The sequence below is a fragment of the Bradyrhizobium sp. 23AC genome (assembly GCF_054863025.1).
Window position 1 is genome coordinate 35887 of the sequence record NZ_JAVAYN010000027.1, and the last position, 24218, is coordinate 60104.

Consider the following 24218-nt stretch of genomic DNA (forward strand, 5'->3'; position numbering starts at 1 on the left):
AGATCGATGGAAACGGCGCGAGACCGCTTGTGTTCCGTCTCGCGCCTCTGTTCCGTCTCACGCCTCCAATTGCTTGCCGATCGGAAGCGAGCGGATGCGTTTTCCGGTCGCCGCGAAGATCGCATTGATCAGCGCCGGTGCGAACGGCGGAACACCGGGCTCGCCGACGCCGCTCGGCGGCGTGTCGGGTCCGGGCGGCACGATGTAGACGTTGGTCACCACAGGAGAGTCATCCATCCTGACGACCTGGAAGTCGTCAAAGTTCTTCTGCTGCACCTTGCCGTCCTTGAAGGTGATCTCGCCGTATTTGGCGAGGCTCAGCCCCATGATCGCCGCGCCTTCGATCTGCGAGGCGATGCGCTCGGGGTTGACATAGGTGCCGCAATCGATCGCCGTGTCGACCCGTGGCACGGTCAGCTTTCCCTTGTCGTCGACGGCGACCTCGACGATGGTCGCGATGTAGCTGACGAAGCTGCGGTGCACTGCGATGCCAAGGCCGTGGCCCTTCGGTACCTTGCGTCCCCACTCACCCTTCTCGGCGACCAGTTCGACTACCTTGCGCAGGCGCGCGGTGTCGATCGGGTAGCTGTCCTGGGGCTCGCCGTAGTTCCAGAGGTCTTTCACCTCCGGTTTGACGATGCGCGGGCTTCCGATCAGCGCGAGCAGCGTCTCCTTCTGGTCGCGGCCGGTCGCTTGCGCGATCTCGCCGACCATTGATTGCACCGCGAAGGCGCGCGGGATGTTCGAGACCGAGCGGAACCAGCCGATGCGGGTGAACGCCGCGGCTTCCGGGTTCTCGCACGAGATGTTGGCGATCTCGAACGGCATGTCGACGAGGCCCATGCCGATCTCGAACGGGGCCTGGTGCACGGTCCCGGCGGCGAACGTCGAGGCGATGCTGGGGGCCACGCTGCGATGGCGCCAGGCAACCACCTTGCCGCTCTTGTCGAGGCCAGCCTCGATCCGCTCGACCGAGACGGTATGCAGGAAGCCGTTGTGAATATCGTCCTCGCGCGTCCACTGCACCTTCACCGGTGCGCCGAGCTCTTTCGAGAGCAGCGCGGCCTCGAGCGCAAAGTCGCATTTCGACTTGCGTCCGAAACCGCCGCCGAGAAGCGTGACGTTGACGGTGACGTTGGCCTCGGGAATGCCGAGCGTCTTGGCGACGTCCTCGCGGGTGCCGCCGGGGCTCTGCACCGGCGCCCAGATCTCCGCCTTGTCGCCCTTGACGTCGGCGACCGCCACCGGCGTCTCCATGCTGACATGAGCAAGATGCGGGACGTAGTACTCGCCGACGATCACCTTGTCGGCGCCCTTCAGGGCAGCGTCCGCATCGCCCTCCTTGCGCAGGACGAGGCCGGGCTTGCGCGAGGCCTCCTCGAGCTCCTTGCGGTAGGCGACGGAGTCGTATTTGCCGTTGGGACCATCGTCCCAGACCAGCTTCAACGCATCCCGGCCCTTGATCGCCGCGCCGGTGTTGCGCGCGATCACGGCGACGCCCCCGAGCGGCTGGAATTTTGACGGCCACGGCCAACCTTGAACCTTCAGCACCTTCTCGACGCCCGGGACCTTCAGCGCCGCATCGGGATCGAACGAGACCAGCTTGCCGCCTGTTACCGGCGGGCGCGCGATCACGGCATATTTCATCCCCGGCAGTCGCACATCGGCGCCGTAACGCGCCTTGCCGGTGGTGATGTCGTGAAGATCGACGATGCCGACCTGACCCTTGCCGAGATACCGGAAATCCCGGGGGTCCTTCAGCTTGAGGCCTTCGATGGCAGGCACCGATTCCTTGGCAGCATCAGCGGCGAGCTCGCCGAAGCCGAGCTTGCGGCCGCTGGCGCTGTGGACGACCTCGTGATTGACGGCCTTGACCTCGGTCGCCGGTACGCCCCAGCGCTTCGCCGCGGCCTGCTCCAGCATGGTGCGGGCCGAGGCGCCGATCTGGCGCATCGGGATCAGATAATGCCGCGTGCTGCGCGAGCCGTCGGTGTCCTGGTTGCCGAACTTGACCTCGTCGCCATGAGCTTGCTGCACCTTGACCCTGGACCAGTCGGCCTCCATCTCCTCGGCCACGATCAGCGGCAGGCTGGTGCGGACGCCGGTGCCCATTTCCGAACGGTGACCCACGATGGTCACGATGCCGTCCGAGCCCACCGAAACGAACACGCGCGGATCGACCACGACACCGTGCGGCATCTTGCCGGCACCGGTCTCGTAGGCCAATGCCTGGCGCGACATCACGGGTGCGGCGAGCACGAAGCCGCCGGTAATGCCGAGCCCTTTCAGGATGCTGCGGCGTGAGACCTTCTCGACCTTGATGTTCTTTTCGAAGCCGTGTTTTTCGAAGCTATGGAGCTTGCCGGGATTGTCGATGAAATTCATGTCACACCCCCGTCGATGCGAGATGGACGGCGTTCTCGATGCGCTGGTAGCAGCCGCAGCGGCAGATGTTGCCCGCCATCCCTTCGCGGATCTGGTCGTGCGAAGGTTTCGGATTGTCCATCAGCAGGGCCGCAGCCTGCATGATCTGGCCGGCCTGGCAGAAGCCGCATTGCGGCACGTTGACCTGCCGCCAGGCCTTTTGCACCGGATGATCGCCGTTCGGATGCAGCCCTTCGATCGTGGTGACCTCGCGGCCGGCGACGTCATTGACCGACGTGATGCAGGCGCGCACGGCTTGCTTGTCCACGATGACGGTGCAGGCACCGCACAGGGCCTGGCCGCAGCCATATTTGGTGCCGGTCAGGCCGGCCTCGTCACGCAGGAACCAGAGTAGCGGGAGATCCGGGTCGCCGTCCCAGCTCTGTTCCTGGCCGTTGATCTTCACCTTGATCATGATCGTCCCTCGCTCTTCATAAGCATGCCAAATTCAAAACTTGCCGACGCCGGTCGGCGACGGTTCGTGCCTGGTCGCGCCACATCCCGCCCTCGTCCCGCGCGGGCAAATCCCGGAGGGAGGCAGGAACGCCGATGGCGATGTCTGGATGTGCTCGATACCTCCCGTTTTTGTTCTTAATTGATTGAACGTCGTGCGGCATCGTGACGGTGCGATCGTAGCAGAGATCGCGCCGGCCCGGCGTTCACAGCCGGGTGTTCTCACCGGGAAAAGATTGCATCGATGGTTTGTCAAAAGCAGGGCGCGTCATCGCGCCGCGCTGGCCGCGCGTTCGCAAACAGGGGGTGCGATGAAAAAAGCTTCGTCCGCCAGAAAGACTGCGCGGACGAAGCAAGGTGCCTCAGTCGAGGGAGGGAGAAACGCAGGGGCCGGAACTTCAAGACGGAAGTTGGCGGCGCTGCGCAGTCATTCAGAGACCAGGACTGAGGGAGCCAATCAGGCTCGCATACGCGTAGCTTGCAGGGGCGGCGGCATCGCCGCGACTGTCCCGGGGCCGGGCCCGTCCGGCTCGCTGGCATTGATCGAGGCCAGCGAGCGGATAGGGCATGGCGAACGTCCGACCGCTTTGTTCAGGCGGCCTTTGCTCAGGCGGCCTTGTTAGGCGGCCTTGGCTTTGGCGACGTGGGTCGCGATCGCGTCCATCAGCGCCGGTGACAGGCAATCATAGGGCTCGAGCCCGATTTCCTTCAGCCGCGAACGGATACCGGCCATCTGCTCCGGCTTCACGCCCGCTTCGATCACCGAGGAGACGAAGGCGGCGAATTGCGGCGCCTGCGAGCCCTGCTCCTGGAACAGCTCGGGATGAATGAAGTCGAGACCGTAGAACGGGTGGCCCTTGTTCTCGATGCGGCCGTACATGTGGGTGCCGCACGCCTTGCAGGCATAGCGCTGGATCACCGCGGAGGGATCGACGATCTGAAGCTTGTCGCCGTTCTCGAGCACGGTGACGTTCTGGCGCGGCACCACGGCGACGACGGAGAACGTCGCGCCCTGCGGCTTCCAGCATTTGGTGCAGCCGCATGCGTGATTGTGGGCGACGTCGCCCTTGATGCCGACCTTGACCTGGTGGTCCTTGCATTTGCAGGCCAGCGTACCGCCGGCGAAGCTGCCGCTGCCCTGTTTGAGGCCGTTGTCGATCGATGGATGGAGTGCAACAGTCATGGGTCGATCCTCCTTGGGGTGACGCTTTCGAGCTAGTAGACGACGACTGAACGGATGGATTTGCCCTCGTGCATGAGGTCAAAGCCCTTGTTGATCTCCTCGAGCTTGAGCACGTGGGTGATCATTGGATCGATCTGGATCTTTCCGTTCATGTACCAGTCGACGATCTTCGGCACGTCGGTGCGGCCGCGGGCGCCGCCGAAGGCCGTGCCCCGCCAGTTGCGCCCGGTGACGAGCTGGAACGGGCGGGTGGCGATCTCCTTGCCGGATTCGGCAACGCCGATGATGATCGAGGTGCCCCAGCCGCGATGGCAGGCTTCCAGCGCCTGGCGCATCACCGTGGTGTTGCCGGTGCAATCGAAAGTGTAGTCGGCGCCGCCATCGGTGAGGCCGACGAGGTGCTGGACGATGTCGCCGGTGATCTTCTTGGGGTTGACGAACTCGGTCATGCCGAACCGGCGGCCCCAATCCTCCTTGGAGTCGTTGATGTCGACACCGATGATCTTGTCGGCGCCGGCCATCTTGGCGCCCTGGATCACGTTGAGGCCGATGCCGCCGAGGCCGAACACGACCACGTTGGAGCCCGGCGTGACCTTCGCGGTGTTGACGACGGCGCCGACGCCGGTGGTGACGCCGCAACCGATGTAGCAGCTCTTGTCGAAGGGGGCATCCTCGCGGATCTTGGCGACCGCGATCTCCGGCAGCACGGTGAAGTTCGAGAAGGTCGAGCAGCCCATGTAGTGATAGACCGGCTTGCCCTTGTAGGAAAAGCGGCTGGTGCCGTCGGGCATCACGCCCTTGCCTTGCGTCGCGCGGATCGCGGTGCAGAGATTGGTCTTCTGGCTGAGGCAGCTTTTGCACTGCCGGCATTCCGGCGTGTAGAGCGGGATGACGTGATCACCCGGCTTCACCGAGGTCACGCCAGGACCGATCTCGCGGATGATGCCCGCGCCCTCATGCCCCAGGACCGACGGGAAAATTCCCTCGCTGTCGAAGCCGTCGAGCGTGTAGGCGTCGGTGTGGCAGATGCCCGTCGCCTTGATCTCGACCAGGACCTCGCCGGCCTTCGGTCCTTCCAGATCGAGCTCGACGATCTCGAGCGGCTTCTTGGCTTCGAAAGCGACGGCGGCACGTGTCTTCATTGGTAGCTCCTCAAATTCTCGCAAGATGCCAAGAGGTGGTCTCGGCAGCCTCAGCAACGTTCATTTATGGCCCATGCAGGCGTCTTCCGCCTTGGTGTAGGCCTCCGTTTTCTCCTCCTTCTTGGAGGGACGCTGCCGGCCCCATGCTTCGGTGGAGCGGGCGCGCAGATAGACGTACAGATCGTCCATGTAGCAGGCGACGTTCGGATTATCGCCGAAGGCGGGCATGACGTTCTCCTGCGCGGTCGAGATGTTCTTGCGACCGGAGGCGACCACGCCGAGGAAGTCGCCATAGCTCATGGACTTGACGGAATCCTTGAGCGCCGGCGCGTAGGTGGAGCCCATGCCGTCAGGCCCATGGCAGACGTGGCAGTCGGAGTGATAGCGGCGGTATCCGGAATAGGTGAACCAGTCCACGGTGCCGTCGGAAATCTTGTAAGTCGGAGTGCCTTCCTTATCGAGCCACTTTCCGTCGTCTTCCTTCTTCACGGCGGTCGGATCGCCCGGACCGTCCGCGACCGCAATTCCTCCGGACGCAACCAAGATCATCGCAGCAATGACAGAGCAGATTTTACGCAAGAGATTCATCCTCGAAGGAGCCCGGGGGAGACGAGCCGGCGCGTGGAGTTTATTCCACGCGCCGGAGCGATGCTGATGGGCCTAGTTCGGCAGCGCGAACACGGTCAGCGTACCGCCGAGTGCCGTGTAGTTGCTGAGGGCCGCATAGCCACCGACCGCGCCGAGACCTGCGGTCGGATCGGTCAGGCCTGCCGCCAGACCGATGCCGGCCCAGCCGCCGACGCCGGAGAGCACTGCGACATACTGCTTGCCGCCGTTCTCATAGGTGGTGACGTTGCCGATGATGCCGGAGGGAGTCTTGAACTTGTAGAGCTCCTTGCCGGACTTGGCGTCGACCGCCTTCAGGTAGCCTTCGAGCGTGCCGTAGAACACCACGCCGCCGGCGGTTGCGAGCGCACCCGACCAGACCGAGAACTGCTCCTTGTTCGACCAGACGATCTTGCCGGTCTTGCCGTCCCAGGCGATGAAATTGCCCATGTGGGTTTCACCCGCCGGCGGATACATCGAGAGCGTCGCACCCACATAGGGCTGGCCCGCGGTGTAGCTCACCTTGAACGGCTCGTAGTCCATGCAGACGTGGTTGGTCGGAACGTAGAACAGCTGCGTGTCCGGCGAGTAGGCTGCCGGCTGCTCGTCCTTGGTGCCGAGCGCGGCCGGGCAGATGCCCTTCACGTTGACGTCCTCGCCCGCCTTGTCGGTCGAAGCTGCGTCGAGCACCTTCGGACGGCCGTAGGTCGGCGAGTTCTTGTCCATGTCGACGCCGGAGGTCCAGTTCACCTTCGGATCGTACTTTTCGGCGACCAGCAGTTCGCCGTTGGTGCGGTCCATGGTGTAGGCGAGGCCGTTACGGTCGAAGTGCGTCAGCAGCTTGCGCGGCTGGCCGTTGATCGACTGGTCCGAGAGGATCATCTCGTTGACGCCGTCATAGTCCCATTCGTCGTGGGGCGTCATTTGATAGACCCACTTGGCGACGCCGGTATCCGGGTTACGCGCCCAGATCGTCATCGACCATTTGTTGTCGCCGGGACGCTGCTTCGGATTCCAGGTCGAGGGGTTGCCCGATCCGTAGTAGACGAGGTTCAGCTCGGGATCGTAGGAGATCCAGCCCCAGGTGGCACCGCCGCCGATCTTCCACTGATCGCCTTGCCAGGTCTTCAGGCTGGAATCCTTGCCGATCGGCTTGCCGAGCGCGGTGGTCTTGTCGTCGACCAGGAGCTGGTTGTCCGGCCCTTCCGAATATCCGCGCCATGCCAGCTTGCCGGTCTTGATATCGTAAGCCGACATATGGGCCTGGACGCCGAACTCGCCGCCGGAGATGCCGATCAGCACCTTGTCCTTGACGACCATGGGGGCCGACGTGCCGGTCTCGCCCTTGCTCGGATCGCCATTCTTGACGGTCCATGCAACTTGACCGGTCTTGACATCGAGCGCGACGAGGGTGGTGTCGGCCTGATGCAGGAAGATTTTGCCGTCGCCGAAGGCCAGGCCGCGGTTGACGGTGTCGCAGCACATCACCGGGATGACGTTCGGATCCTGCTTCGGCTCGTACTTCCAGACGATCTTGTTCTCGTTGGAAAGGTCAATGGCATAGACCTTGTTCGGGAACGGCGTGTGGACGTACATCATGTTGCCGATGATCAGCGGGCCGCCTTCATGGCCACGCAGCACGCCGGTCGAGAAGGTCCAGGCCACCTGGAGCTTGCCTACGTTCTGTGCGTTGATCTGGTTGAGCTTGGAATAGCGGGAATTGGCGTAGTCGCCGGTCGGCATCACCCAGTCTTTCGGGTTCTGCGACATCTTGACCAGCTCGTCATTGGCTGAGGCGCCCCCGACGGCGAGCGCCGCCGCGGAGCCAAGAAAGGTCGCCAGTAGCACCTTGCGCATAGTTATTCCTCCGTTGGTCTCGTTTATTGTTTCCGAAGCAATACTGATTCACCGGGCTTCTCGTCCGGCGTCTGCTCGTGCAGGGCGGTCACGATTGGGACCAGAAACGATGCTGTGCTGTTTCCTCCTCCTGATGAGAGCCACGGGTCCACGTGCAGGAGCGGCCCGTTCTTGTTGTTCCTGCCGCAATCCCTAACGACTTCGTCATCGGGAAACTTGCCCAAGAGAGAAGCCGGTTTGCTTGATAGCGCACGGACGCGAAGATTTTGATTTTGCAGTAGCGAATTCAGCGGCTTCCGCATCGCTTTGACAGTGCCTTCAACGCTCAGGTTCCCCTTGACGGCGCTGCAACTAAGGCGGAGGATTAAGTTTCAAGGGTGGCAATGGAACGATGGCGCTCGTACCAAAAGACCGCTCAAATTCGAGGTAAACGTCACGCAATCACGGCTGAGGGCTCCGGCAGCGCTGGTCGCGATTCGCGTCTCTCCGGATCAAACCAGTGGCTGGATTAATGTCCGACACCATTCACACGCTCTCGACGACCGGCATGACGCCGAAGCGCCAGATCCAGAGCTGGATCGACGGGCTGACGAGTCTGTGTGGGCATTTCGACGTCGATCCGCTGGAGGCGTCCTCGCTCGAGGGCCGCATCGACTACACCAGCGTCTCGCGCCTGAAGCTCTGCCAGATCGAAGTGAGTCAGCATCGCATTGCCCACACGCTGGCGCGCGCCAAGGCCAACGAGCATCCGTACATCAAGATTCACTTCCAGACTTACGGCGTGTCCTATTTCGAGCAAGAAGGTCGCCACATCGAGATCAACCCGGGCGACATCATCGCCTATGACGTCTCCTGCCCGCATTCGATCATCAGCCCGGCCTTCACCCGTCACGACGTCGTGATCGTGCCGAAGGCGCTGCTACGCGACCGCGGATTCCCGTCGCAGCGGATGCCCGCCTGCAAGCTGTCGTCGAAGACAGGGACGGGGCGGATCGCCCACGATTTCGTTCATGCGACCTTCGACGAGGCGGCAAAGCTGTCGGCAAACAGCGCGGTCGGCGTCGCCGATTCGCTGATCGACCTGCTGCTGCTGCCGCTGCGCGAAGCCGACACGATGTTCGACCGTGTCGGACCGGAAGCGATGTATGTGCGCGCGCAGTTCTTCATCCGCGAGCATCTGCGCGATCCTGATCTGTGCATCGACCAGATCTCGACCGAGCTCGGCTGCTCCAAGCGCTATCTGCACATGCTGTTCTCGGAGCGCGGCACCACGGTGAGCGACTACATCTGGCAGGCGCGCCTGCAGAACTGCCGCCAGGAGCTCGAGGCCCACGCCGGCAAGACCATCACCGACGTCGCGTTCTCCTGGGGCTTCTCCAGCTCATCGCATTTCAGCCGGGTGTTCCGGAAATATTTCGGCGTGGTGCCGTCCTCGATCCACAAGGCGCAGCAGGGCGCCGCGAGTTCGGGCGAGCACTAAAGCCCGATGCGACTTTTCCGGATCATGCTTTAGGCGGGCGCCGAGGCAGCTCCGGCGGTTGCAGGGCCGCTCACGCAGCAATTGCCGATCAAGCAGCCGTCGAAATGTAGGGAATGCTGGCCAGCAGCGCGGCAAGCAGGACCGCGTTGCACAGCATCCCGCTCCAATGCAGCCGTCGCAGCCGACGCGGGGCCTCGGTGTCGCCGGCATCACCGGCGCTGAGCTGATTGTCCATCCGCGCCATGAACCGGCGGCGGCCGCCGATCGCCAGAGCTGCAAGCAGGCCGACGACCGTCGCGAAGACGAGCTGGCCAGCGAGCAGGAAGGCCACGGTCCCGATAATCCCGGCTGCGCCCATCACCAGGAAATGGGCATTGAACATTCCGCGCAGCAACAGTGCGACGGGCCGGACATCGAGCTTCACCAGCAGAAAGGCGGGCGAAGCCAGCGTGAAATAACCCATCGGAAAGAGCAGGATGATCATGGCGGCCACGGCGAGCGGATCCGGCGTCATGCAATCGGCCTTTCTAGCCCGTGCGGTTGCTATCCTTCGACGGCGACGCACAATCATAGCGGGAAAATGCCGTTCCGACACTAGGCTTTGGTCTACGGGCCGTGCACGCCGTGCCAGGCCTCAAGCCGGCTCGAGGCCGAGAGACTTCGCGCTCTCGATCCAGATCGGCAGTTCGCGCTGATACAGGGCGTTGCTCTCCTTGAAGCCGATGGCGGGTTCGAGCACGAAGGTCGTGAGAACTTCCTTCACTTTCGGATCGTTGTTGGCGGCAACACACAGCTCCGACAGGCGGTCGACGACCGCTTGCGGCGTCGCCTTCGGCACGGCCCAACCGGAGAAGCCGCTCACGGTGAAGAATTTCGAGGTCGCGCCCTGCTCCGGAAGGGTCTTGATAGCAGGGATCGCGTCGACCTTCTTCGAATGCACCGCGAACACGGTGCCGCGGTCGCTTTGCAGGACCGACTGCGCCGCCGTGTAGCTGCCCATCGCGGCATCCAGCGTGCCTTCGAGCATCCCCGTCCACATCGGGGCCTCGCCGCGGTAATGGACCGGCTCGACGGAAAGGCCATACTGCTTGTTGAGCTCGTTGATCGTCATGTGCGGGGCCGAGCCCGCGCTGTAGGTGCCGAAGTTCACTTTGCCGCTCTTGCGTGCGAACGCGACGAAATCCTCCAGCGTCTTGACCCCGGTCTTGGGGTTCGCGACCAGCAACAGGCCGGCACCCGGAATGACGCTGACGAGCGCCAAATCCTTGTCCATGTCGTAGCCGGGATTCTTCATCACCACCCGGTTCATGATGTAGGTGGTCGAGATCGAGCACAGCATGGTGTGGCCGTCGGGCTCGGCGCGGGCGACCTCGGCCGTGCCGATCGCGCCGGAGGCGCCGGGCTTGTTCTCGACGACGACGGTCTTGCCGACCTGCTTTGAGATGAACTCACCGTAGGCGCGCGCGAGCAGGTCGGTCTGCCCGCCGGCGGGATAGCTGCAAATCATGCGAATCTGCCGCGACGGCCACGCGGCTTGCGCCGAGGCGCTGCGCATGACGAAGGGCATCGCAAGTGCGGTGGTACCGGCGGCGACGAAGTGGCGGCGATCGAATTTGGCGGTCATGATTCCCTCCTGATTTTGGCCGAACCTACTGCATCAGGCTGGCGCCGCCATGGCCGGCGAGCGAGACAGATTGGCGCATTCGACACAGCGGCGAGGTGCCCATTCGCGCCTCACCCGGGCGAGCGCGCCTTACGCATGACGCGCAGCCAGACGATCTCGGTCAGGGCCACGGCAATCAGGCCAAAGCTCCCGCCGATCAGCACGTTGACGATGCGCTCCTCGGCGATGCCGCTGGCGCCGCCGGCAAAGGAGGCCGCCAGAGCGATGAAAAAGCAGCGCAGGCCGAAGCCGAGGATGTAGCGGGAAAACGAGATCAGCGTGAGGGTGGCCGCCAGCACCGCGAGCGCGTAGCCGACGCGGCTCTGCGGCAATACGATGCCGGCGAGGAAGCCCAGCGGCACGCCTACGAAGGCGCCGATCGTACGCTGCTTCAGCTTGTCGGTGGACGCCGAGAGATCGCCGACCACGACGCTGGCGGCCGACCACATCACCCATTGCCCCTGCGCAAGGTTCAGGATTTCGACCAGCGCCGCCGCGGCGAACACCGCCATGGCGGTTGCCAGCGCGGGCAGGAACCATTCGGCCGCGGGCGGTCCGAACGAGGTCGCGGTATCGCCTTGCCCTCGCTGGTCGTAAATCCGGATGGCGCAGACCAGCGCCAGCGCGATCGGCGAGGAGGCGATGATCACGCCGGCATGCCGCAGCGCTTCGGCGGCGCTCACGCCCTCCCGCACCTCGCAGGCGAGATAGACGGCTGGGATGAACACCCAATTGCCCAGCGTGCGGAAATGCTCGCCATAGCGGGTCCCGGCCACTGCAAGGAATCCGGCAAGCGCCGTCAGCACTGCGAATAGCGGCTTGATCGGGGCTGCCAGGAAGAGTGCGGCAAAGGTCACGAGGATGGCGAGGTAGTGCCAGACGATGACTTTCGGCGGAAAGTGCTGCCTGAGCGCGGGAATGAGCAGCGAGACCGCGACCGGCCCGAGATTGAGCAGCGCCGTTTCGCGCGCGATGAAATAGGCCGCCACCATCGGGCCGACGACGATCAGCGCGCGCAGCAGCTCGGCGGTCTTGATCTCGCGGGAGAGGACGTCACGCAGGCTGGTGGCGGTGATCGTGGGAGGATTCACGGGGCACCAAAGGGCGAAGGAAAATGCGAGCATATCACAAATGGTGTCGGCGTTTTCGCGTAAGGCACGCCGGCGTTGCCACACCCTCGGTGTCATCGCCCGGCTTGACCGGGCGATCCAGTACGCCGCGACGTCTGTGGTTCAATGGATAGGCCGCGGCGTACTGGATGCCCCGGTCAAGCCGGGGCATGACAGCGGTGATGTGGTCGCGCCGCCGCTCGCCGCAAAAGGCACATCACCGCTGAATGATCTTCATCCAGACATCGCCCAGGATCGCAGGCTCGCGCGGTGGCAAATAGGTGAGCCCAGCCTGCTTGCCGAATTCTGCGATCTTGCCTTCGGCCGCGAGCCCCGTCAGCGCCTTGTTGACGGCGTCGATCAGCGCGGCATCGCTGGCCAGTCCGACATAGCCGCGATTGGCGCCGATCGGATAATAGTATCCGGACGCCGTGATCGCCGTGTCCGGATGCGCGGCGCGATGGGCGTCGAAGCGGCCGAGGTCGATCAGCGTCGCGTCATGGTCGCCGCGCTGGAGTGCGCCCAGCAGATCGTCGCGGCCGGGGACGAGATGGGTGATGTTGTCGATCAGCCGTCCCTTGTCGAAGGTCATCAGGATGGCGTCGCCGAGCGAGCCGCTTTCGATGACGAGACGAAGGCCTGCGAGATCGCCGATGTCGCCGATCTTGCGCCCGCTTGCCTTCGGCCCGAGCACGACCGTCATCGGCGAATAGACGTAAGGCTGGCTCGGCGCGAGCACGCCGAGTGCGACGCGGCGCCGCCGATCGTCGCGCGTGGCCCCGGCGAAGTCAGGCAAGCGCGCCGTCTTCATCCCGGGTGCGACGAGCGAATCCTGCGTCAGCGCGTAGCCGCCGACGAGCGAGCAGCGGCCATCCGAGAGCAGCGCGTTGGCCTCGAGCTGGGGGCTCGAATCCTCGTCCAGCTTGCTCTCGAACCACTGGATCGTCAGCTTCCGTCCGAGCCGCTCCGCCATTGCCTGCGCAAGCAGCACGTCGAAGCCGGCATCCGGCTTGCCGCGGTGGTGCATCGAGAACGGTGGCCGGTCCTCGTCGAGACAGATCTTCAGGGGATCGTCGGCCGCAACAGCGACCGTCGCCATCGTCGAAAGAACGGCCGCAATGCTCCATGCAGCACGCCGGCCCCTCATGGCTTCCTCCGGCTGGAGATGAAGGCCCAGAGGGAGCCGATCTCCTCGTCGTTGAGGATATCGCCCCACGGCGGCATCTTGTTGTTCTTGCCGTTCTTCACTGTGGTGACGAAGCGCGTCTTGTCGTCGGGGATGGCACGCAGGTCCGGCGTGATCGTGCCGGAGTTCATCAGATTGGGGCCATGGCAGTGCGAGCATTTCGAAGCATAGGTCGACTTGCCGTGGTCGATCTGTGCCTGCATGGGATTGCCGGTTGCGTCGTCCGCGGCGCGAACGGTCGCCGCAAGCGCGACCGTCAGCCCCGCGACGGCGGCGAGGACCGCCGCCGTCTTGTGAGATGGTTTTCTCAGCATCATGCCGTGGATTACTGCTTGACCGCAAAGACCCACAGCGAGCCGCCGGGCGGCACGTTGGCAAGCCGCTCGTCACCCGAGAACAGCGAGTAGACGCCGCCATAGCCGCTGGTCACCGCGACATACTGCACGCCATCCTGCTGCCAGGTGACCGGCTGGCCCTCGATGCCGGACCCGGTCTGGAACTGCCAGAGCTTCTTGCCGGTGTCGGCATCGAAGGCCTCGAACTCGCCGGTCAGGGCACCCGAGAACACGACGCCGCCCGCGGTCGACAGCACGCCCGAGAAGCGTGGAATGTCGCTCGGCGCTTCCCATTTCGACTTGCCGGTCATGGGATCGATCGCCTTGAGATGACCGCGCGGCCCGTCGCCGTACTCCCAGAGGTCGGTCAGGTCCATGCCGAGATACCATTCACCCTGCTTGAAGGTGACGGGCTCAGTCTTGTACCTGCCGCCGAAGGCGAGCGTGTTGGCATAGGCAAGGCCGGTTTGCGGGTTGAAGGACATCGGCTCCCAGTTCTTGCCGCCGAGGATCGACGGATAGACCGTGACCTTCTTGCCCTCGCGCGCGTCCTTCGACACGTCGGTCTCGATCGGACGTCCCGTCTTCATGTCGATGCCGGTCGCCCAGTTGACCTTCACGTAAGGGTTGGCCGCGAGCAGCTTGCCGTTGGTGCGGTCGAGCACGTAGAAGAAGCCGTTGCGGTTGGCGTCCATCAGCACCTTGGTCGGCTTGCCCTCGACATTCATGTCGGCGAGGACCATCTCGGCCACGCTGTCATAGTCGAACGGATTGTTCGGCGAGAACTGGTAGTGCCACTTGATCTTGCCGGTCTTGGGATCCATCGCCAGCACGGAGCAGGTGTAGAGATTGTCGCCGGGACGCACCGCCGAATTGAACGGTCCGGGATTGCCAATGCCCCAATACACGGTGTTCAGCTCGGGGTCATAAGACCCCGTGATCCAGGTCGAGCCGCCGCCGAGCTTCCAGGTATCGCCCTTCCAGGTGTCGCCGCCGGGTTCTTCCGGTGAGGGGATCGAATGGGTGCGCCAGAGATGCTTGCCCGTCGCCGGATCCCAGCCGTCGATGAATCCCCTGGTGCCGAACTCGGCGCCGGAGATGCCGGTGATGACGACGCCGTCGGCAACCAGCGGGGCCACCGTCATCGAATAGCCTTCCTTGATTTCGGCCGCCTTCTGCCGCCACAGCTCCTTGCCGTTCTTGGCGTCGAGCGCGATCACGTTGGCGTCGAGCGTGGTGCGAAACACCTTGCCGTCATAGAGCGCCGCACCGCGGTTGATGATGCCGCAGCAGACGATGCGCGGCGTCTCGGCGGGATATTCGACCTTGGTTTTCCAGATCTGCTTGCCGGTCTTGGCGTCGACCGCCATGGTCGCGTTGTGCGAGGTCACGTAGATCACGCCCTGGTACACCAGCGGCTGCGATTCCTCGCTGCGATCGTCGTTGAAAGAGTAATTCCAGACCGGGACGAGGTTCTTGACGCTGTCCTTGTTGATCTGGTTCAGCGTCGAGAAGCGCTGCAGATTGTAGCCCATCCCGTAATTGAGAACGTTCGATGTATCAGTCGCGCCCTTGACCAGTTGCTCGGTGGTCTGTGCGCTTGCACAAGTCGATGCAAGCATGACGAGGCTCGCGGCCATCGCAAAGCGTTTCATCCGTTCCTCCCAATATGCGCGCCTTTTGACGCTGCGGGAGCAACACTCCGTCGGAAACCAAAACGCGTCAATACGAAAGTCGCAAGTGTCGTGCCGATATCGTTGAACAGGCGCCGGTCACCTTACGGAAACCTGACGGCCGCAGACTCCCACTTGCGTGGAGACGCTAAAGAAATTCCCGCAACGCGAAGCTGCTCCGGGCCTCGGTCGTTCGAGGGCGCAAGCGGGGGTCCCCGGGGCTGTCGCGCGCGCAAGTTGCAATTCCGGACTTGAACCTGGGACCGCTTGTGGATTTATGTTGTTGTGTCCCGCCCGAACCGGGGCTCTTCATCTGGGAGGTCTTAATGATTTCGCGTCGCTCAGTTGCGCTTGCGCTCACCATTGCATTGTTGTCCGGTCCGGCGTGGTCGGCCTCCGGCAACGCGGTCAAGTTGTTCGACACCGACAATGACGGCACGCTCGATCTTGCCGAGGTGAAGAAGGCGGCCGCGGCATTATTCGCAAAGCTCGATCCCGATCATGACGGCACGCTCGATGCGCGCGAATTGCGCGGACGGCTGACGGCGAAAGAGCTTGCCGCGGCCGATCCCGATCGCGACGGGACTCTTACGCTCGACGAATATCTCTCCGTGGTCGAGCAGCGCTTCAACGCGGCCAATCCCGACAAGGACGGAACGCTGGATGCGAAGGAGCTGAACTCGCGCGCCGGCCGCGCGCTGCTGCGATTGTTGCGGTGAGCGGTGCAACCGGAACAGACGTGACGAGGTGGCGTTTGCGAGCATTTCCGCTCCGACACTCGGAACATCAGGCTGTTCGGCCTGTTCTCTTCGCGATGTCCTGCTCGGCGCCGGGGCAGCGCGGCGGGAGAAGAGGAGATTCAGATGAACACGAAACGTTCCGTTCTTGCTGTCTGCGCGATCCTGGCGTTGAGCGCCGGCGTCGCGGTCGCCGGCCCGTGCAACACGGGCAGCGCCAGCACTGACAAGGATGCTGGTTCTGGTCCCGTGACGGTGGGCGCAGCGCAGTCGCACTCGTCCAGTTCAGCGGGCGACACCAGCCAGCATCCGCCGACCAGCACGATGAATCGTGCAAGTGGCGAAACGCCGGCTTCATCCGAAGATGCGCAGCGGCAGATGCAGAGCCAGCCGACGGCGGCTCAGCGCGCCGAAGGTGCCAAGCCGGACGCCGCAATGGCCGACAAGGGCTGCTGACGGCGACGGTGCCATTCGTGTCGATTCGACGTGCGGTGCGTCGCACAAGACGGTGTCTCGCAGGTCGTGTTTGACCAAGAGGGAACTGGCTTTGTCCGAGAGAGAAATGCAGCCGCGAAGAATCGACACGGACGCGCTCGGCAGGCGAATCGAGGCTTGAACTGCAACTGACGCAGCCCTAGGTTTTGCGCCGCGCGATGTCGCGCTCAATACCTTGGGGAGACCCCGAATGGCTTGGAAAGCTCCGAAGATCGTGGAAGTGCCGGTCGGCATGGAAATCAACATGTACGCCTGCGCTGCGCGCAAGTAAGACTGACGACCTGCCGCGGCTTTGACGGTGAACGCCGTCGAAGCCGTGGCAGTGTCGGATCTCGAGCCGGGTATCGCTTGCTTCGTGCTTTTGCCATCGACGCGATGAAGTACCTGCGCAGGCTTCAATTATCTTCCTTCAAAATCTAGACCACGCCCTTGCTGCAGTGTGTTACGCTGCTGGCCGGTCAGCGCTGCTGCCGCATCAAAGCGGCGCGCGCCTTCGGGGCACGGGGATGCGCGGCGGAGCTCGCAGATTTCTGATGGTGATTGCCTGCGCGGTCGCGCTGACACCGACGCATGGGCACGCCGAGGAGGGCTTCGATACCGAGCACATCTTCGGCTTCATGATCGGCACCGATGTCGGCAATCCCGGCGAGCGCGAATTCCAGAGCCAGACGACGGGGCGCTTCGGCAAGGGCGGCGGCACCTATCGCGCTCTTGAGAAAGAGGTCGAGATCGAGATCGTGCCGCTGCCGAACTTCCGCATCGAGGTCGGCGCCGTCGCCAGCTTGCACGACATCACCGGCGTCCCCGACATCGACGACCGCCGCCAGCTCAACTTCCAGGGCGCTTCGCTCGATCTGCGTTACCGCCTGCTCGACCGCGAGCACGCGCCGTTCGGCCTCACCATCGCCGCCGAGCTCCACGGCGACCGCATCGACGAGACCAGCGGCGCGAAGGGGCGGATGTACGGCACGGAATTCACCCTCGCCATCGACCGCGAGCTCATCCCGAACTTTGCCATCGGCGCCCTCAACCTGATCTATCAGCCGGAATGGGCGCGCTTCGAGGTGGCGGGGCAGTCCGAGAAGAGTTCGACGATCGGTGCGGCGTTCGCCGGCATGGTGCGCGTGCGGCCCAACATGCTGCTCGGCGGCGAGCTGCGCTATTTCCGGCAATACGAAGGCATCGGCCTCGGCGAGTTTTCAGGCCAGGCCCTGTTCGTCGGCCCGACCGCCTATTTCCAGCTCTCCGAGCGCTCGCGGCTGACCTTGAGCTGGAGCATGCAGGCCTGGGGCCGGCCGGCCGGAGCGGGCGGCAATCTCGACCTCGTCAATTTCGAGCGCCACCAGGCCCGGATGGTGTTCGGCGTTAACTTTTAGCAGAGAGCGTCGTCATGCCCGGGCTTTGCCTTGCCTGGGAGCACGGGGAGAGCCAGTTCCCGCCCCATTTCTCGCCCGGATTTGAAACTTCCGCTTCCGTGGTACGTAACCTTTCGTGCTAATCTTGACCGCCCCTTGCGAGAGGATCCCGGCATGAACCCGATTGACCTGGTGGTGACTGTGTGTGCGGTGCTCTCGCCTGCGACCTGCGAGGAACAGCATCTGATGTTCAACTATGGTGGGTCGCCGCGGCAATGCGCGATGGCCGCGCCACCCTATATCGCGCAATGGGTCGGCGACCATCCGAAGTGGCAGGCGGTGCGGTGGCGCTGCGAATATCCGCACCCGAACGACAAGGCGTAAGGCGTCTCGCTACTTGGTGCAGTCTTTTAGATCCTTGTCGGCGATCGAGAATACCGCATCCGCTCTGATCTCGATGTCGCGAACGACGCATTGTCGCGCATTGGGATAGCTCACCTTGGCATCGTAGCGGCCCGGCTCGACGCCGGTGATGCGCAGCCGCTCGTCGTGGTCGACCTCCTTGTCCTTGTCGTTGAGACACTGGTTCGGGCCCCAATCGGTCTTGCCGGCCGGCGAGAGCTGGAAGCCGGAGATCGTCTCTGTCGTCAGGTTCCAGAGCCGGATGCCCTTGCCCTTGGCCTGCGCGGCGGCTTCGCCGGCAAGCGTCAACGACGCGATCAAAGCTAGAACCCAACGCATCAGCCAGTCCTCCCAAAGGCGGGCCATCATTCCCTGATCAGGCGCTCGCGGTTCTTTGCCTTGTCGAAATTTTTGGCGCGGTCAAGGCCGTTCAGTGCGATCAGCTTCGCCGAGACGAGATCGGCGCCGTCGAAATCGGCGTCGATGACGCTGGCGCCCGTCAGATCGGCTCCGCCGAGTTGGGCGTTTTTCAGTGATGCGCCGCTCAGATCGGCGCCCCTGAGGACTGCGAATTCGAGGTCGACGCGCGACAAATCGGCGTTGCGCGCATTCAGCCGTTCCAGATTGGCGGATCTCAGCACCGCGCGCATCAGCCCCATCGACTGGTTGCGCATATCGGCGCCCAGATGCGCGTCCGCGATCGAAGCGCCGACCAGGCTTGCGCCGGTGAGATCGGCAGCGATGCGCGCTCCTGACAGGTTCGCGCCGTCGAGACGCGCGCGGGCCATTTGCGAGGCGAACAGATTGGCGCCCTTCAGGCTTGCGCCGGTAAGATCCGCATCCAGCAGCCACGCCTGATCGAGGATTGCACGGTCAAGCCTGGCGTCTCGGAGTATTGTCTTGTTGAGCCGCGCGGCGCGGAAGACCGCGTTGGACAGGTCCAGCCCCGAGAGATCGAGGCCCGACAGGCGTTTGCCGGTGAAATCGGCAGGCTGCGCGGCGCTCGCTTTGGCCAGCACGGCCTCGACCTCTGGCCTCGTCATTTCGGACGAGACCATCGCGGGGGAGGTGAGGTCGACGTCGCGCATCATGTCCTGCGCGCCCGCCGTCATCGTGACGAGTGCAAGACCAAGCGTTGCCAGCGTTGAGAGGGCGACCGTCCGCGTCATCATCGACTCCGCCGCGGCCCAGTCTAGCACGTCCGCCAGGCGACCGGCTATGAGACATCTCGCTCAGTGCGGTCGCCTTGAGTTCGTTGGGCGAGGCCGGCCTTGATCGCCGCAATCTCGGCTTCGCCGCGTCTGTCGCGCGGGATGCCGATAGGCACCTCGGCCACGATCCGCGCTGGCCGCGGCGACAGGAAGAACAGCCGGTCGCCGAGGCGCACTGCATCGTCCAGGCTGTGTGTCACCAAAAGCGTCATCACCGGCCGGCTCGCGACGAGCGTTGCAATCTCATCGCGCAGGCGTCCGGCGAGAGCGTCATCGAGCGATGCCAGCGGTTCGTCGAGCACCAGAATATCCGGCTCGACGGCAAAGGCGCGGGCGAGCGCCACGCGCCGGGCCAACCCCAGCGAGAGCTCGCCGGGATAGTGATTGCGATGCGCTTCCAGCTCCAGGATTTTGAACAGCTCGGCGAGCTTGGCATCAGCCACGTCGGGCGCAGCCAGCCGCACATTCTGCGCGACCGACCGCCACGGCAGCAGTCGCGGCTCCTGGAACACCATGCCGATCCGCGCCTCCGGCGGCCGCGCAACACGGCCTGCAAAGTCGTGGTCCAATCCCAGGATGATGCGCAGCATCGTGCTCTTGCCGCAGCCGGACGGGCCGATCAGCACGCCGACCTCGCCGGATTGAAGCGCGAATCTGACCGGCGCCAGCACCTCGTGCGTTCCGCCCGCGGCACTCCTGAAGGTCTTGCCTGTGATATCGACCTCAAGCCGCACGGGGCCGCCACCTGTTTGCACGAGCTTCGAACGGCTGCACCAGCAAGGTTTCGATCACGAGCACGACCGCGGCGAAGGTCAGCGAATAGGCCAGCAGCCGCGGCGTGTCGAACAGCTGGAAGGCGACGCCGATCTCGAAGCCGACGCCGTTCGGACGTCCCAGGAGCTCGGCGACCAGCACGATCTTCCACACCAGCGACAGTCCGGAGCGGGCGGCCGCCGCGATATAGGGCGCAAGCTGCGGCAGCACGACATGGCGGAACGCGCGCCAGCGCGGCATCGCGAACACGCTCGCCATCTCGTCGAGCGAGCGGTCGAGCGCGCGGGTGCCCTCGCGCAAGGTGACGACCGCGGTCGGCAGCTTGTTGATGGCGATCGCCGCGATCGCGGCAGCCTCGGTCAGACCGGCCCAGATATAGGCCAGCACGATCACGACCAGCGCCGGCAGATTGAGCAGCAGGATCAGCCAGGGATCGCCGAGCTTATCCGCGAGCCTGACCCGTCCCATCAGGTAGCCGATGGCGCTGCCGAGCGACATCGCCAGCAGGAAGGCGAGGGTCACGCGCGCCAGCGTGGCCCCGAGATGCAGGAACAGCGCGCCGGATGAGGCCTCCGCGATCATCACCTCGAGCACGGCCGGCGGGGAGGGCAGCTTCGCGCCGCCGACGAACAGCGCGGCAATCCACCAGATCGCGAGAAACAGGGCGAACGACAGAAGACGCAGCACCTCAATCTCCGGGGACCGCGTGATAGAACGTGCCCGGATCGAGCTCGGCCGCCGGGCCGACGAGATCGCGGCCGCCGATCTCGGCCAGCACGCGGTAGAGCACGCGCGCGTCTTTCTCCTCGTCGTCGATGCTCCGGCGCGGAATACCGTCGCGATAGCGGTCGCGATAGGTCTTGAGCATGGCGGCATCGCTCGTACCGGTGAGCGGCGCGATCTTGTCCCAGGCCGCATCCGAGGTCACCAGCAGCTCCTTGGCCTTGCGCGTCATCGCGATGAAGCGCGCCACGGCGTCGCGATGGCTCGCGGCCCAATTCTCGTCGAAGACATAGCCGACGGCGGAGACCGCGCCTTTGGCACCGAGCTTCGGCAGAATGTCCTCGATGCCGGCGAGGCGGCGAAATCCCTTGGCCTCGAGCTGGGCACAGAAATTCCAGAAATTGAGGCTCGCCTCCATCTCGCCGTCGAGCGCCTTGGCGGCGATCAGGGGCGGGGCGCCGTAGGCAATGGTCGCCTCCGACTTCAGGTCGATGCCATCCTGCTTCATGCTCGCCTGGAGCAGCAGCCAGCTCTTGTCGATCGCCCCGCCGGCGACCGCGAGCTTGCGCCCCTTCAGGTCGGCGAGCGTCTTGATCGGAGAGGATGCGGGTACCATCACTGCGCCGAGCGCGCTGGAATAGGGATAGAAGGTGAGCTTGGCACCGAGCGCGCGCTCGCGCGACACCCACAGCCAGTCTGACAGGATGATGTCGGCGCTGCCTGCGCGCATCGCGATCTTGCCGGCCTCGGTGCTCGCGAGCTCGGTGACCTCGAGCGAAAGGCCCGCCTCCTTGTCGAGGCCGCTCGCGCGGATCGCGGCCAGCTCCCAGGAAAATGTCCCGGTTTTCTGCACCGCAAGGCGGATCGTATCCGCGGCGCGGCCGGGCGCGGCCAATGTCAGCGCCAGCGTCGTCGCGAGCGCAAATGTCCGACCAAGTGCCCTTATCACGCCAAATGCTCTCATCACCTTGTGAGCCGTTTCCTCTGACAGAGTGCTTTTCAGGACAATACGCATAGCATAGCTTTGGTCGCAACCCGCGGGAGGATGCGCATGAAACTGGCCGGACAGCTACGACCGATTGTCGCCGCATTGACGGTGCTGGCGGCGACCGCGTGCGTGGCGCAGGCCGAGGAGGCCAATGATTATCCGACGTCGGCGCGCGCGGAGTACGTCTATGGCTGCATGAAGGCCAATGGCGAGAGTCGGCAATCGATCGAGCAATGTTCCTGCTCGATCGACGTGGTGGCCTCGATCGTCACCTATGAGCGCTACGTGACCGCCGAGACCGCGCTCAGCATGTCCCAGGTCCGCGGCAATCTCGGCGTCCAGTTCCGCACCTCCGAGCAGGCGAACACGGCAGTGAACGATTTGCGGCGCGCGCAGGCGGAAGCCGAGGTGAGGTGTTTTTGATTTAGTGCTGTCATTCCGGGATGGTCCGAAGGACCAGACCCGGAATCTCGAGATGCTCGGTCCTGCGGACCGCCCCGGAATGACGGCCTGACTATTACGTCCCCGGCTTCTCTACATCCCACTCATTCCGGAACACGTGCCCATCCGTGTCCTTTGCTTCCGCGCGGAAACGCTTGGCGCCGTTGGAGACGTAGGTGAAGCGCAGGTTGGGATCTTCCGAGATCGAGATGCCGCCTTCCATCGACAGCACGGGGCTGTCGTCCTGCGTCAGCTTCAGCTGGTTGACGAAGAAGGCGGGAATGTAGAGCTGCGTGACCTGGTCCATCTGCAGGCCGGAATTGTTGGGATGGCCGATCATGATCTGCGCTTCGCGGATGCGGCTCGCGGGCGCTTCCTCGCGCGCGAACTGCCGGTAGCGCATCTGGCCGAGCCGGTTTTGCGCCTCTTCGGCGTTCTTTCCTGCCAGTGCCGAGCAGCCGCCGGAGGCTTTCACATAGACTTTCGAGACATAGAGCTGGCCGTCGCTGAGCTCGGCCACCGCATGCACATCCGTGTAATTGTTGACACGCACGCGCGTCGAGATCTCGGTGACATTGGCGTCGGAGCCGAGCTCGAACTTCGCCGCCATCGGCGCCGGGTTACGGTCGATCACGAGCGTGATCGAACGGATACGGCGGCTGTCTGCGGGTGACAGCTTGCTGCGCAGGGTCACCGGCACGATCGCCGCGTCCTCTGCGCGATAGGGCATCTCGATGCCGATGACGGCGCTGCCGTCGTTCATCGCACGGCTGTTGAAGATGTCCTGCACCAGGCCAGGCCAGGGATCGTCAGCCTCTTCAGCCCGCGCCGGCACGGCGAAGGCGACGCCGAGCAGTAGGGCGATCAAGGGCAGGTGGCGTGTCCATCGGGTCATGGTCAGGTCCCCGGAGTCAGCGAAGCTGATCTCCTGCACCTATCGTAGCGCGGCTGCTACTCCCATTCAATTTCCGAAAATGCTGCAGTTGCGTTCCGGGCGTTGTAATCGCCGAACAACTCCCAGCGCGGCCGCTCCTGCGCAGCCGCCTTGTCGGCCGCGGCTCGGATCGGCTCGCCGTTCTTGTTCAGCGTGCGGACGTCAGACAGCAGCGTTGACAAGTAACGCCGCTCATCGGCCAGCGCGGCAGGCCAGTCGCTCACGGGGCCGTGACCGGGAACGACGCGTTGCGCCGGGATGGTCTCCAATTCCTTCAACGTGTCGAGCCAGCCGCGAATGCTGCCGTCCATGACCGGAATGTGGCGGAGAAAGACGAGGTCGCCCGCGAACAGGGTTTTCGTCGTCTCGTCGTACACGGTGACGTCGCTGTCGCTGTGCCCGGTCCGCCAGGCGCGCAACACGAGGCGGCGCGACCCGAGATCGAGCGTCATCGTGTCCGAAACCAAGTGGGTCGGGGCAACGATCTTCACGGGATCGATCAACGCGCTGCCCATGATGCGGCGAAAATTGTCGAGATAGTAGGGGCCGCGCGTCGCGAGTGCCTGCGGCAGCTTGCTGTGACCGACGAAGCTGGTGCCACCGGCGGCGAAGGCCGCGTTGCCGAAGACATGGTCGGGATGGCCGTGGGTGTTGATGACGTAGCGAATCGGCTTGGGCGTGCGGGCTCGCACCGCGGCCAGCAGGGCCTCGCCTTCGCGGAGGCTGCCGCCGGTGTCGATGACGGCCACCGCATCATCGCCGACGATGAAGCCGACATTGGCAATGTCGCCCTCGTTCTCGCGGGTCATCAGGGCAATGGCCCCGGAGTGTACGAAGATTCCCGGTGCCACTTCGCTCACAGGCAATTCGGCCGCCCCGGCCCGTGCTAGCGTTACCGTCCCCAGCAGGGACAAGGCTGCGATCACTCGAGCGATGCGAGACACTTTTCCGCCTCAGTTCAAAGGGTTGCTGCATTGCACTGCAACAAAGCAAAGCCAGCGAAGTCTGGCAAAACATGGCGCGTCATGCGTTGCATGGATAGCATTC

The 24218-nt window shown here is 64.1% G+C and carries 26 protein-coding genes; 7 read left to right on the forward strand and 19 right to left on the reverse strand.

From position 1 onward, the window contains the following. Nucleotides 1-57: 57 nt before the first annotated feature. The 6 genes from RAD10_RS37370 to xoxF5 form a co-directional block, all read right to left on the reverse strand. A complete protein-coding gene (locus RAD10_RS37370; RefSeq protein ID WP_461621377.1) occupies nt 58-2385 on the reverse strand; it encodes a xanthine dehydrogenase family protein molybdopterin-binding subunit in 2328 nt (775 codons plus the stop codon). A 1-nt stretch (nt 2386) separates the two neighbouring features. After that, complete coding sequence (locus RAD10_RS37375; protein WP_461621378.1) at nt 2387-2839, reverse strand: (2Fe-2S)-binding protein; 453 nt, start codon at nt 2837-2839, stop codon at nt 2387-2389. A 657-nt stretch (nt 2840-3496) separates the two neighbouring features. Beyond that, a complete protein-coding gene (gene gfa, locus RAD10_RS37380; protein ID WP_018320737.1) occupies nt 3497-4060 on the reverse strand; it encodes an S-(hydroxymethyl)glutathione synthase in 564 nt (187 codons plus the stop codon). A 32-nt stretch (nt 4061-4092) separates the two neighbouring features. Continuing rightward, a complete protein-coding gene (locus RAD10_RS37385; protein WP_018320736.1) occupies nt 4093-5202 on the reverse strand; it encodes an S-(hydroxymethyl)glutathione dehydrogenase/class III alcohol dehydrogenase in 1110 nt (369 codons plus the stop codon). A gap of 60 nt (nt 5203-5262) precedes the next feature. After that, nucleotides 5263-5751 (reverse strand): c-type cytochrome, methanol metabolism-related, encoded by a 489-nt coding sequence (locus tag RAD10_RS37390; protein ID WP_018320735.1) that lies wholly within the window; start codon nt 5749-5751, stop codon nt 5263-5265. A gap of 111 nt (nt 5752-5862) precedes the next feature. Beyond that, entirely contained in the window at nt 5863-7665 is a 1803-nt protein-coding gene (gene xoxF5 / locus RAD10_RS37395; protein ID WP_028142707.1) for a lanthanide-dependent methanol dehydrogenase XoxF5, read from the reverse strand. 511 nt (nt 7666-8176) lie between these two features. Between xoxF5 and RAD10_RS37400 the strand changes: the two genes are divergently transcribed. Beyond that, complete coding sequence (locus RAD10_RS37400; protein ID WP_091966610.1) at nt 8177-9145, forward strand: helix-turn-helix domain-containing protein; 969 nt, start codon at nt 8177-8179, stop codon at nt 9143-9145. Between the two features lie 88 nt (nt 9146-9233). Here RAD10_RS37400 and RAD10_RS37405 read toward each other — a convergent pair whose 3' ends face one another. The 6 genes from RAD10_RS37405 to RAD10_RS37430 form a co-directional block, all read right to left on the reverse strand. Further along, nucleotides 9234-9659 (reverse strand): hypothetical protein, encoded by a 426-nt coding sequence (locus RAD10_RS37405; protein ID WP_461621379.1) that lies wholly within the window; start codon nt 9657-9659, stop codon nt 9234-9236. A 120-nt stretch (nt 9660-9779) separates the two neighbouring features. Beyond that, nucleotides 9780-10769: a Bug family tripartite tricarboxylate transporter substrate binding protein gene (locus tag RAD10_RS37410; RefSeq protein WP_461621380.1), complete on the reverse strand. Its 990-nt coding sequence runs from the start codon at nt 10767-10769 to the stop codon at nt 9780-9782. A gap of 110 nt (nt 10770-10879) precedes the next feature. After that, entirely contained in the window at nt 10880-11899 is a 1020-nt protein-coding gene (locus RAD10_RS37415; protein WP_461621381.1) for an FUSC family protein, read from the reverse strand. Between the two features lie 235 nt (nt 11900-12134). Continuing rightward, entirely contained in the window at nt 12135-13064 is a 930-nt protein-coding gene (locus tag RAD10_RS37420) for a substrate-binding periplasmic protein (RefSeq protein ID WP_461621382.1), read from the reverse strand. Then, nucleotides 13061-13417 carry a c-type cytochrome gene (locus RAD10_RS37425; protein WP_091966698.1) on the reverse strand — a complete coding sequence of 119 codons (357 nt, stop codon included), beginning with the start codon at nt 13415-13417 and terminating at the stop codon, nt 13061-13063. Before RAD10_RS37425 ends, RAD10_RS37420 begins: the two co-directional genes overlap by 4 nt. 11 nt (nt 13418-13428) lie before the next feature. Further along, a complete protein-coding gene (locus tag RAD10_RS37430) occupies nt 13429-15093 on the reverse strand; it encodes a methanol/ethanol family PQQ-dependent dehydrogenase (protein WP_461621383.1) in 1665 nt (554 codons plus the stop codon). Between the two features lie 344 nt (nt 15094-15437). Between RAD10_RS37430 and RAD10_RS37435 the strand changes: the two genes are divergently transcribed. The 5 genes from RAD10_RS37435 to RAD10_RS37455 all read left to right on the forward strand — a co-directional run bounded on the left by RAD10_RS37435 (nt 15438) and on the right by RAD10_RS37455 (nt 18082). After that, the gene (locus RAD10_RS37435; RefSeq protein WP_038973402.1) at nt 15438-15830 is read left to right on the forward strand and encodes an EF-hand domain-containing protein; all 393 of its coding nucleotides are present in this window, start codon (nt 15438-15440) and stop codon (nt 15828-15830) included. 144 nt (nt 15831-15974) lie between these two features. After that, a complete protein-coding gene (locus RAD10_RS37440) occupies nt 15975-16304 on the forward strand; it encodes a hypothetical protein (protein ID WP_461621384.1) in 330 nt (109 codons plus the stop codon). 229 nt (nt 16305-16533) lie between these two features. Further along, nucleotides 16534-16614, forward strand: coding sequence for a pyrroloquinoline quinone precursor peptide PqqA (pqqA, locus tag RAD10_RS37445; RefSeq protein ID WP_012029362.1), 81 nt, complete (start codon nt 16534-16536; stop codon nt 16612-16614). Nucleotides 16615-16876: 262 nt separating this feature from the next. Further along, nucleotides 16877-17719, forward strand: a complete 843-nt coding sequence (locus tag RAD10_RS37450) for a hypothetical protein (protein ID WP_461621385.1) — start codon at nt 16877-16879, stop codon at nt 17717-17719. Nucleotides 17720-17872: 153 nt separating this feature from the next. After that, nucleotides 17873-18082: a hypothetical protein gene (locus RAD10_RS37455; RefSeq protein WP_018320724.1), complete on the forward strand. Its 210-nt coding sequence runs from the start codon at nt 17873-17875 to the stop codon at nt 18080-18082. Between the two features lie 9 nt (nt 18083-18091). Here RAD10_RS37455 and RAD10_RS37460 read toward each other — a convergent pair whose 3' ends face one another. Genes RAD10_RS37460 through RAD10_RS37480 form a run of 5 tightly spaced genes read right to left on the reverse strand, consistent with a single transcriptional unit; the run spans nt 18092 to nt 21772 of the window. Beyond that, on the reverse strand, nt 18092-18439 hold the full coding sequence (locus RAD10_RS37460) for a hypothetical protein (RefSeq protein ID WP_461621386.1): 348 nt from the start codon (nt 18437-18439) through the stop codon (nt 18092-18094). 26 nt (nt 18440-18465) lie between these two features. Continuing rightward, the gene (locus tag RAD10_RS37465; RefSeq protein ID WP_461621413.1) at nt 18466-19269 is read right to left on the reverse strand and encodes a pentapeptide repeat-containing protein; all 804 of its coding nucleotides are present in this window, start codon (nt 19267-19269) and stop codon (nt 18466-18468) included. Nucleotides 19270-19316: 47 nt separating this feature from the next. Next, nucleotides 19317-20045, reverse strand: a complete 729-nt coding sequence (locus RAD10_RS37470; RefSeq protein WP_461621387.1) for an ABC transporter ATP-binding protein — start codon at nt 20043-20045, stop codon at nt 19317-19319. After that, nucleotides 20035-20772, reverse strand: a complete 738-nt coding sequence (locus tag RAD10_RS37475) for an ABC transporter permease (protein ID WP_461621388.1) — start codon at nt 20770-20772, stop codon at nt 20035-20037. Before RAD10_RS37475 ends, RAD10_RS37470 begins: the two co-directional genes overlap by 11 nt. Before the next feature lies 1 nt (nt 20773). Beyond that, nucleotides 20774-21772, reverse strand: coding sequence for an ABC transporter substrate-binding protein (locus tag RAD10_RS37480; RefSeq protein WP_461621414.1), 999 nt, complete (start codon nt 21770-21772; stop codon nt 20774-20776). A gap of 87 nt (nt 21773-21859) precedes the next feature. Here RAD10_RS37480 and RAD10_RS37485 point away from each other — a divergent pair, with 87 nt between their 5' ends. Continuing rightward, a complete protein-coding gene (locus RAD10_RS37485; protein WP_461621389.1) occupies nt 21860-22219 on the forward strand; it encodes a hypothetical protein in 360 nt (119 codons plus the stop codon). Between the two features lie 94 nt (nt 22220-22313). Here RAD10_RS37485 and RAD10_RS37490 read toward each other — a convergent pair whose 3' ends face one another. Continuing rightward, nucleotides 22314-23132 (reverse strand): quinoprotein dehydrogenase-associated SoxYZ-like carrier, encoded by an 819-nt coding sequence (locus RAD10_RS37490; protein WP_461621390.1) that lies wholly within the window; start codon nt 23130-23132, stop codon nt 22314-22316. A 56-nt stretch (nt 23133-23188) separates the two neighbouring features. After that, nucleotides 23189-24115, reverse strand: coding sequence for a quinoprotein relay system zinc metallohydrolase 2 (locus tag RAD10_RS37495; RefSeq protein ID WP_461621391.1), 927 nt, complete (start codon nt 24113-24115; stop codon nt 23189-23191). Between the last annotated feature and the right edge of the window lie 103 nt (nt 24116-24218).

Bases quoted from the DNA above. Each gene is read 5' to 3' on its own strand.
- RAD10_RS37370 (WP_461621377.1), bottom strand. From the start codon at position 2,385: ATGAATTTCATCGACAATCCCGGCAAGCTCCATAGCTTCGAAAAACAC.
- RAD10_RS37375 (WP_461621378.1), bottom strand. From the start codon at position 2,839: ATGATCAAGGTGAAGATCAACGGCCAGGAACAGAGCTGGGACGGCGAC.
- gfa (WP_018320737.1), bottom strand. From the start codon at position 4,060: ATGACTGTTGCACTCCATCCATCGATCGACAACGGCCTCAAACAGGGC.
- RAD10_RS37385 (WP_018320736.1), bottom strand. From the start codon at position 5,202: ATGAAGACACGTGCCGCCGTCGCTTTCGAAGCCAAGAAGCCGCTCGAG.
- RAD10_RS37390 (WP_018320735.1), bottom strand. From the start codon at position 5,751: ATGATCTTGGTTGCGTCCGGAGGAATTGCGGTCGCGGACGGTCCGGGC.
- xoxF5 (WP_028142707.1), bottom strand. From the start codon at position 7,665: ATGCGCAAGGTGCTACTGGCGACCTTTCTTGGCTCCGCGGCGGCGCTC.
- RAD10_RS37400 (WP_091966610.1), top strand. From the start codon at position 8,177: ATGTCCGACACCATTCACACGCTCTCGACGACCGGCATGACGCCGAAG.
- RAD10_RS37405 (WP_461621379.1), bottom strand. From the start codon at position 9,659: ATGACGCCGGATCCGCTCGCCGTGGCCGCCATGATCATCCTGCTCTTT.
- RAD10_RS37410 (WP_461621380.1), bottom strand. From the start codon at position 10,769: ATGACCGCCAAATTCGATCGCCGCCACTTCGTCGCCGCCGGTACCACC.
- RAD10_RS37420 (WP_461621382.1), bottom strand. From the start codon at position 13,064: ATGAGGGGCCGGCGTGCTGCATGGAGCATTGCGGCCGTTCTTTCGACG.
- RAD10_RS37425 (WP_091966698.1), bottom strand. From the start codon at position 13,417: ATGCTGAGAAAACCATCTCACAAGACGGCGGCGGTCCTCGCCGCCGTC.
- RAD10_RS37430 (WP_461621383.1), bottom strand. From the start codon at position 15,093: ATGAAACGCTTTGCGATGGCCGCGAGCCTCGTCATGCTTGCATCGACT.
- RAD10_RS37435 (WP_038973402.1), top strand. From the start codon at position 15,438: ATGATTTCGCGTCGCTCAGTTGCGCTTGCGCTCACCATTGCATTGTTG.
- RAD10_RS37440 (WP_461621384.1), top strand. From the start codon at position 15,975: ATGAACACGAAACGTTCCGTTCTTGCTGTCTGCGCGATCCTGGCGTTG.
- pqqA (WP_012029362.1), top strand. From the start codon at position 16,534: ATGGCTTGGAAAGCTCCGAAGATCGTGGAAGTGCCGGTCGGCATGGAA.
- RAD10_RS37450 (WP_461621385.1), top strand. From the start codon at position 16,877: ATGGTGATTGCCTGCGCGGTCGCGCTGACACCGACGCATGGGCACGCC.
- RAD10_RS37455 (WP_018320724.1), top strand. From the start codon at position 17,873: ATGAACCCGATTGACCTGGTGGTGACTGTGTGTGCGGTGCTCTCGCCT.
- RAD10_RS37460 (WP_461621386.1), bottom strand. From the start codon at position 18,439: ATGCGTTGGGTTCTAGCTTTGATCGCGTCGTTGACGCTTGCCGGCGAA.
- RAD10_RS37465 (WP_461621413.1), bottom strand. From the start codon at position 19,269: ATGACGCGGACGGTCGCCCTCTCAACGCTGGCAACGCTTGGTCTTGCA.
- RAD10_RS37480 (WP_461621414.1), bottom strand. From the start codon at position 21,772: ATGAGAGCATTTGGCGTGATAAGGGCACTTGGTCGGACATTTGCGCTC.
- RAD10_RS37485 (WP_461621389.1), top strand. From the start codon at position 21,860: ATGAAACTGGCCGGACAGCTACGACCGATTGTCGCCGCATTGACGGTG.
- RAD10_RS37490 (WP_461621390.1), bottom strand. From the start codon at position 23,132: ATGACCCGATGGACACGCCACCTGCCCTTGATCGCCCTACTGCTCGGC.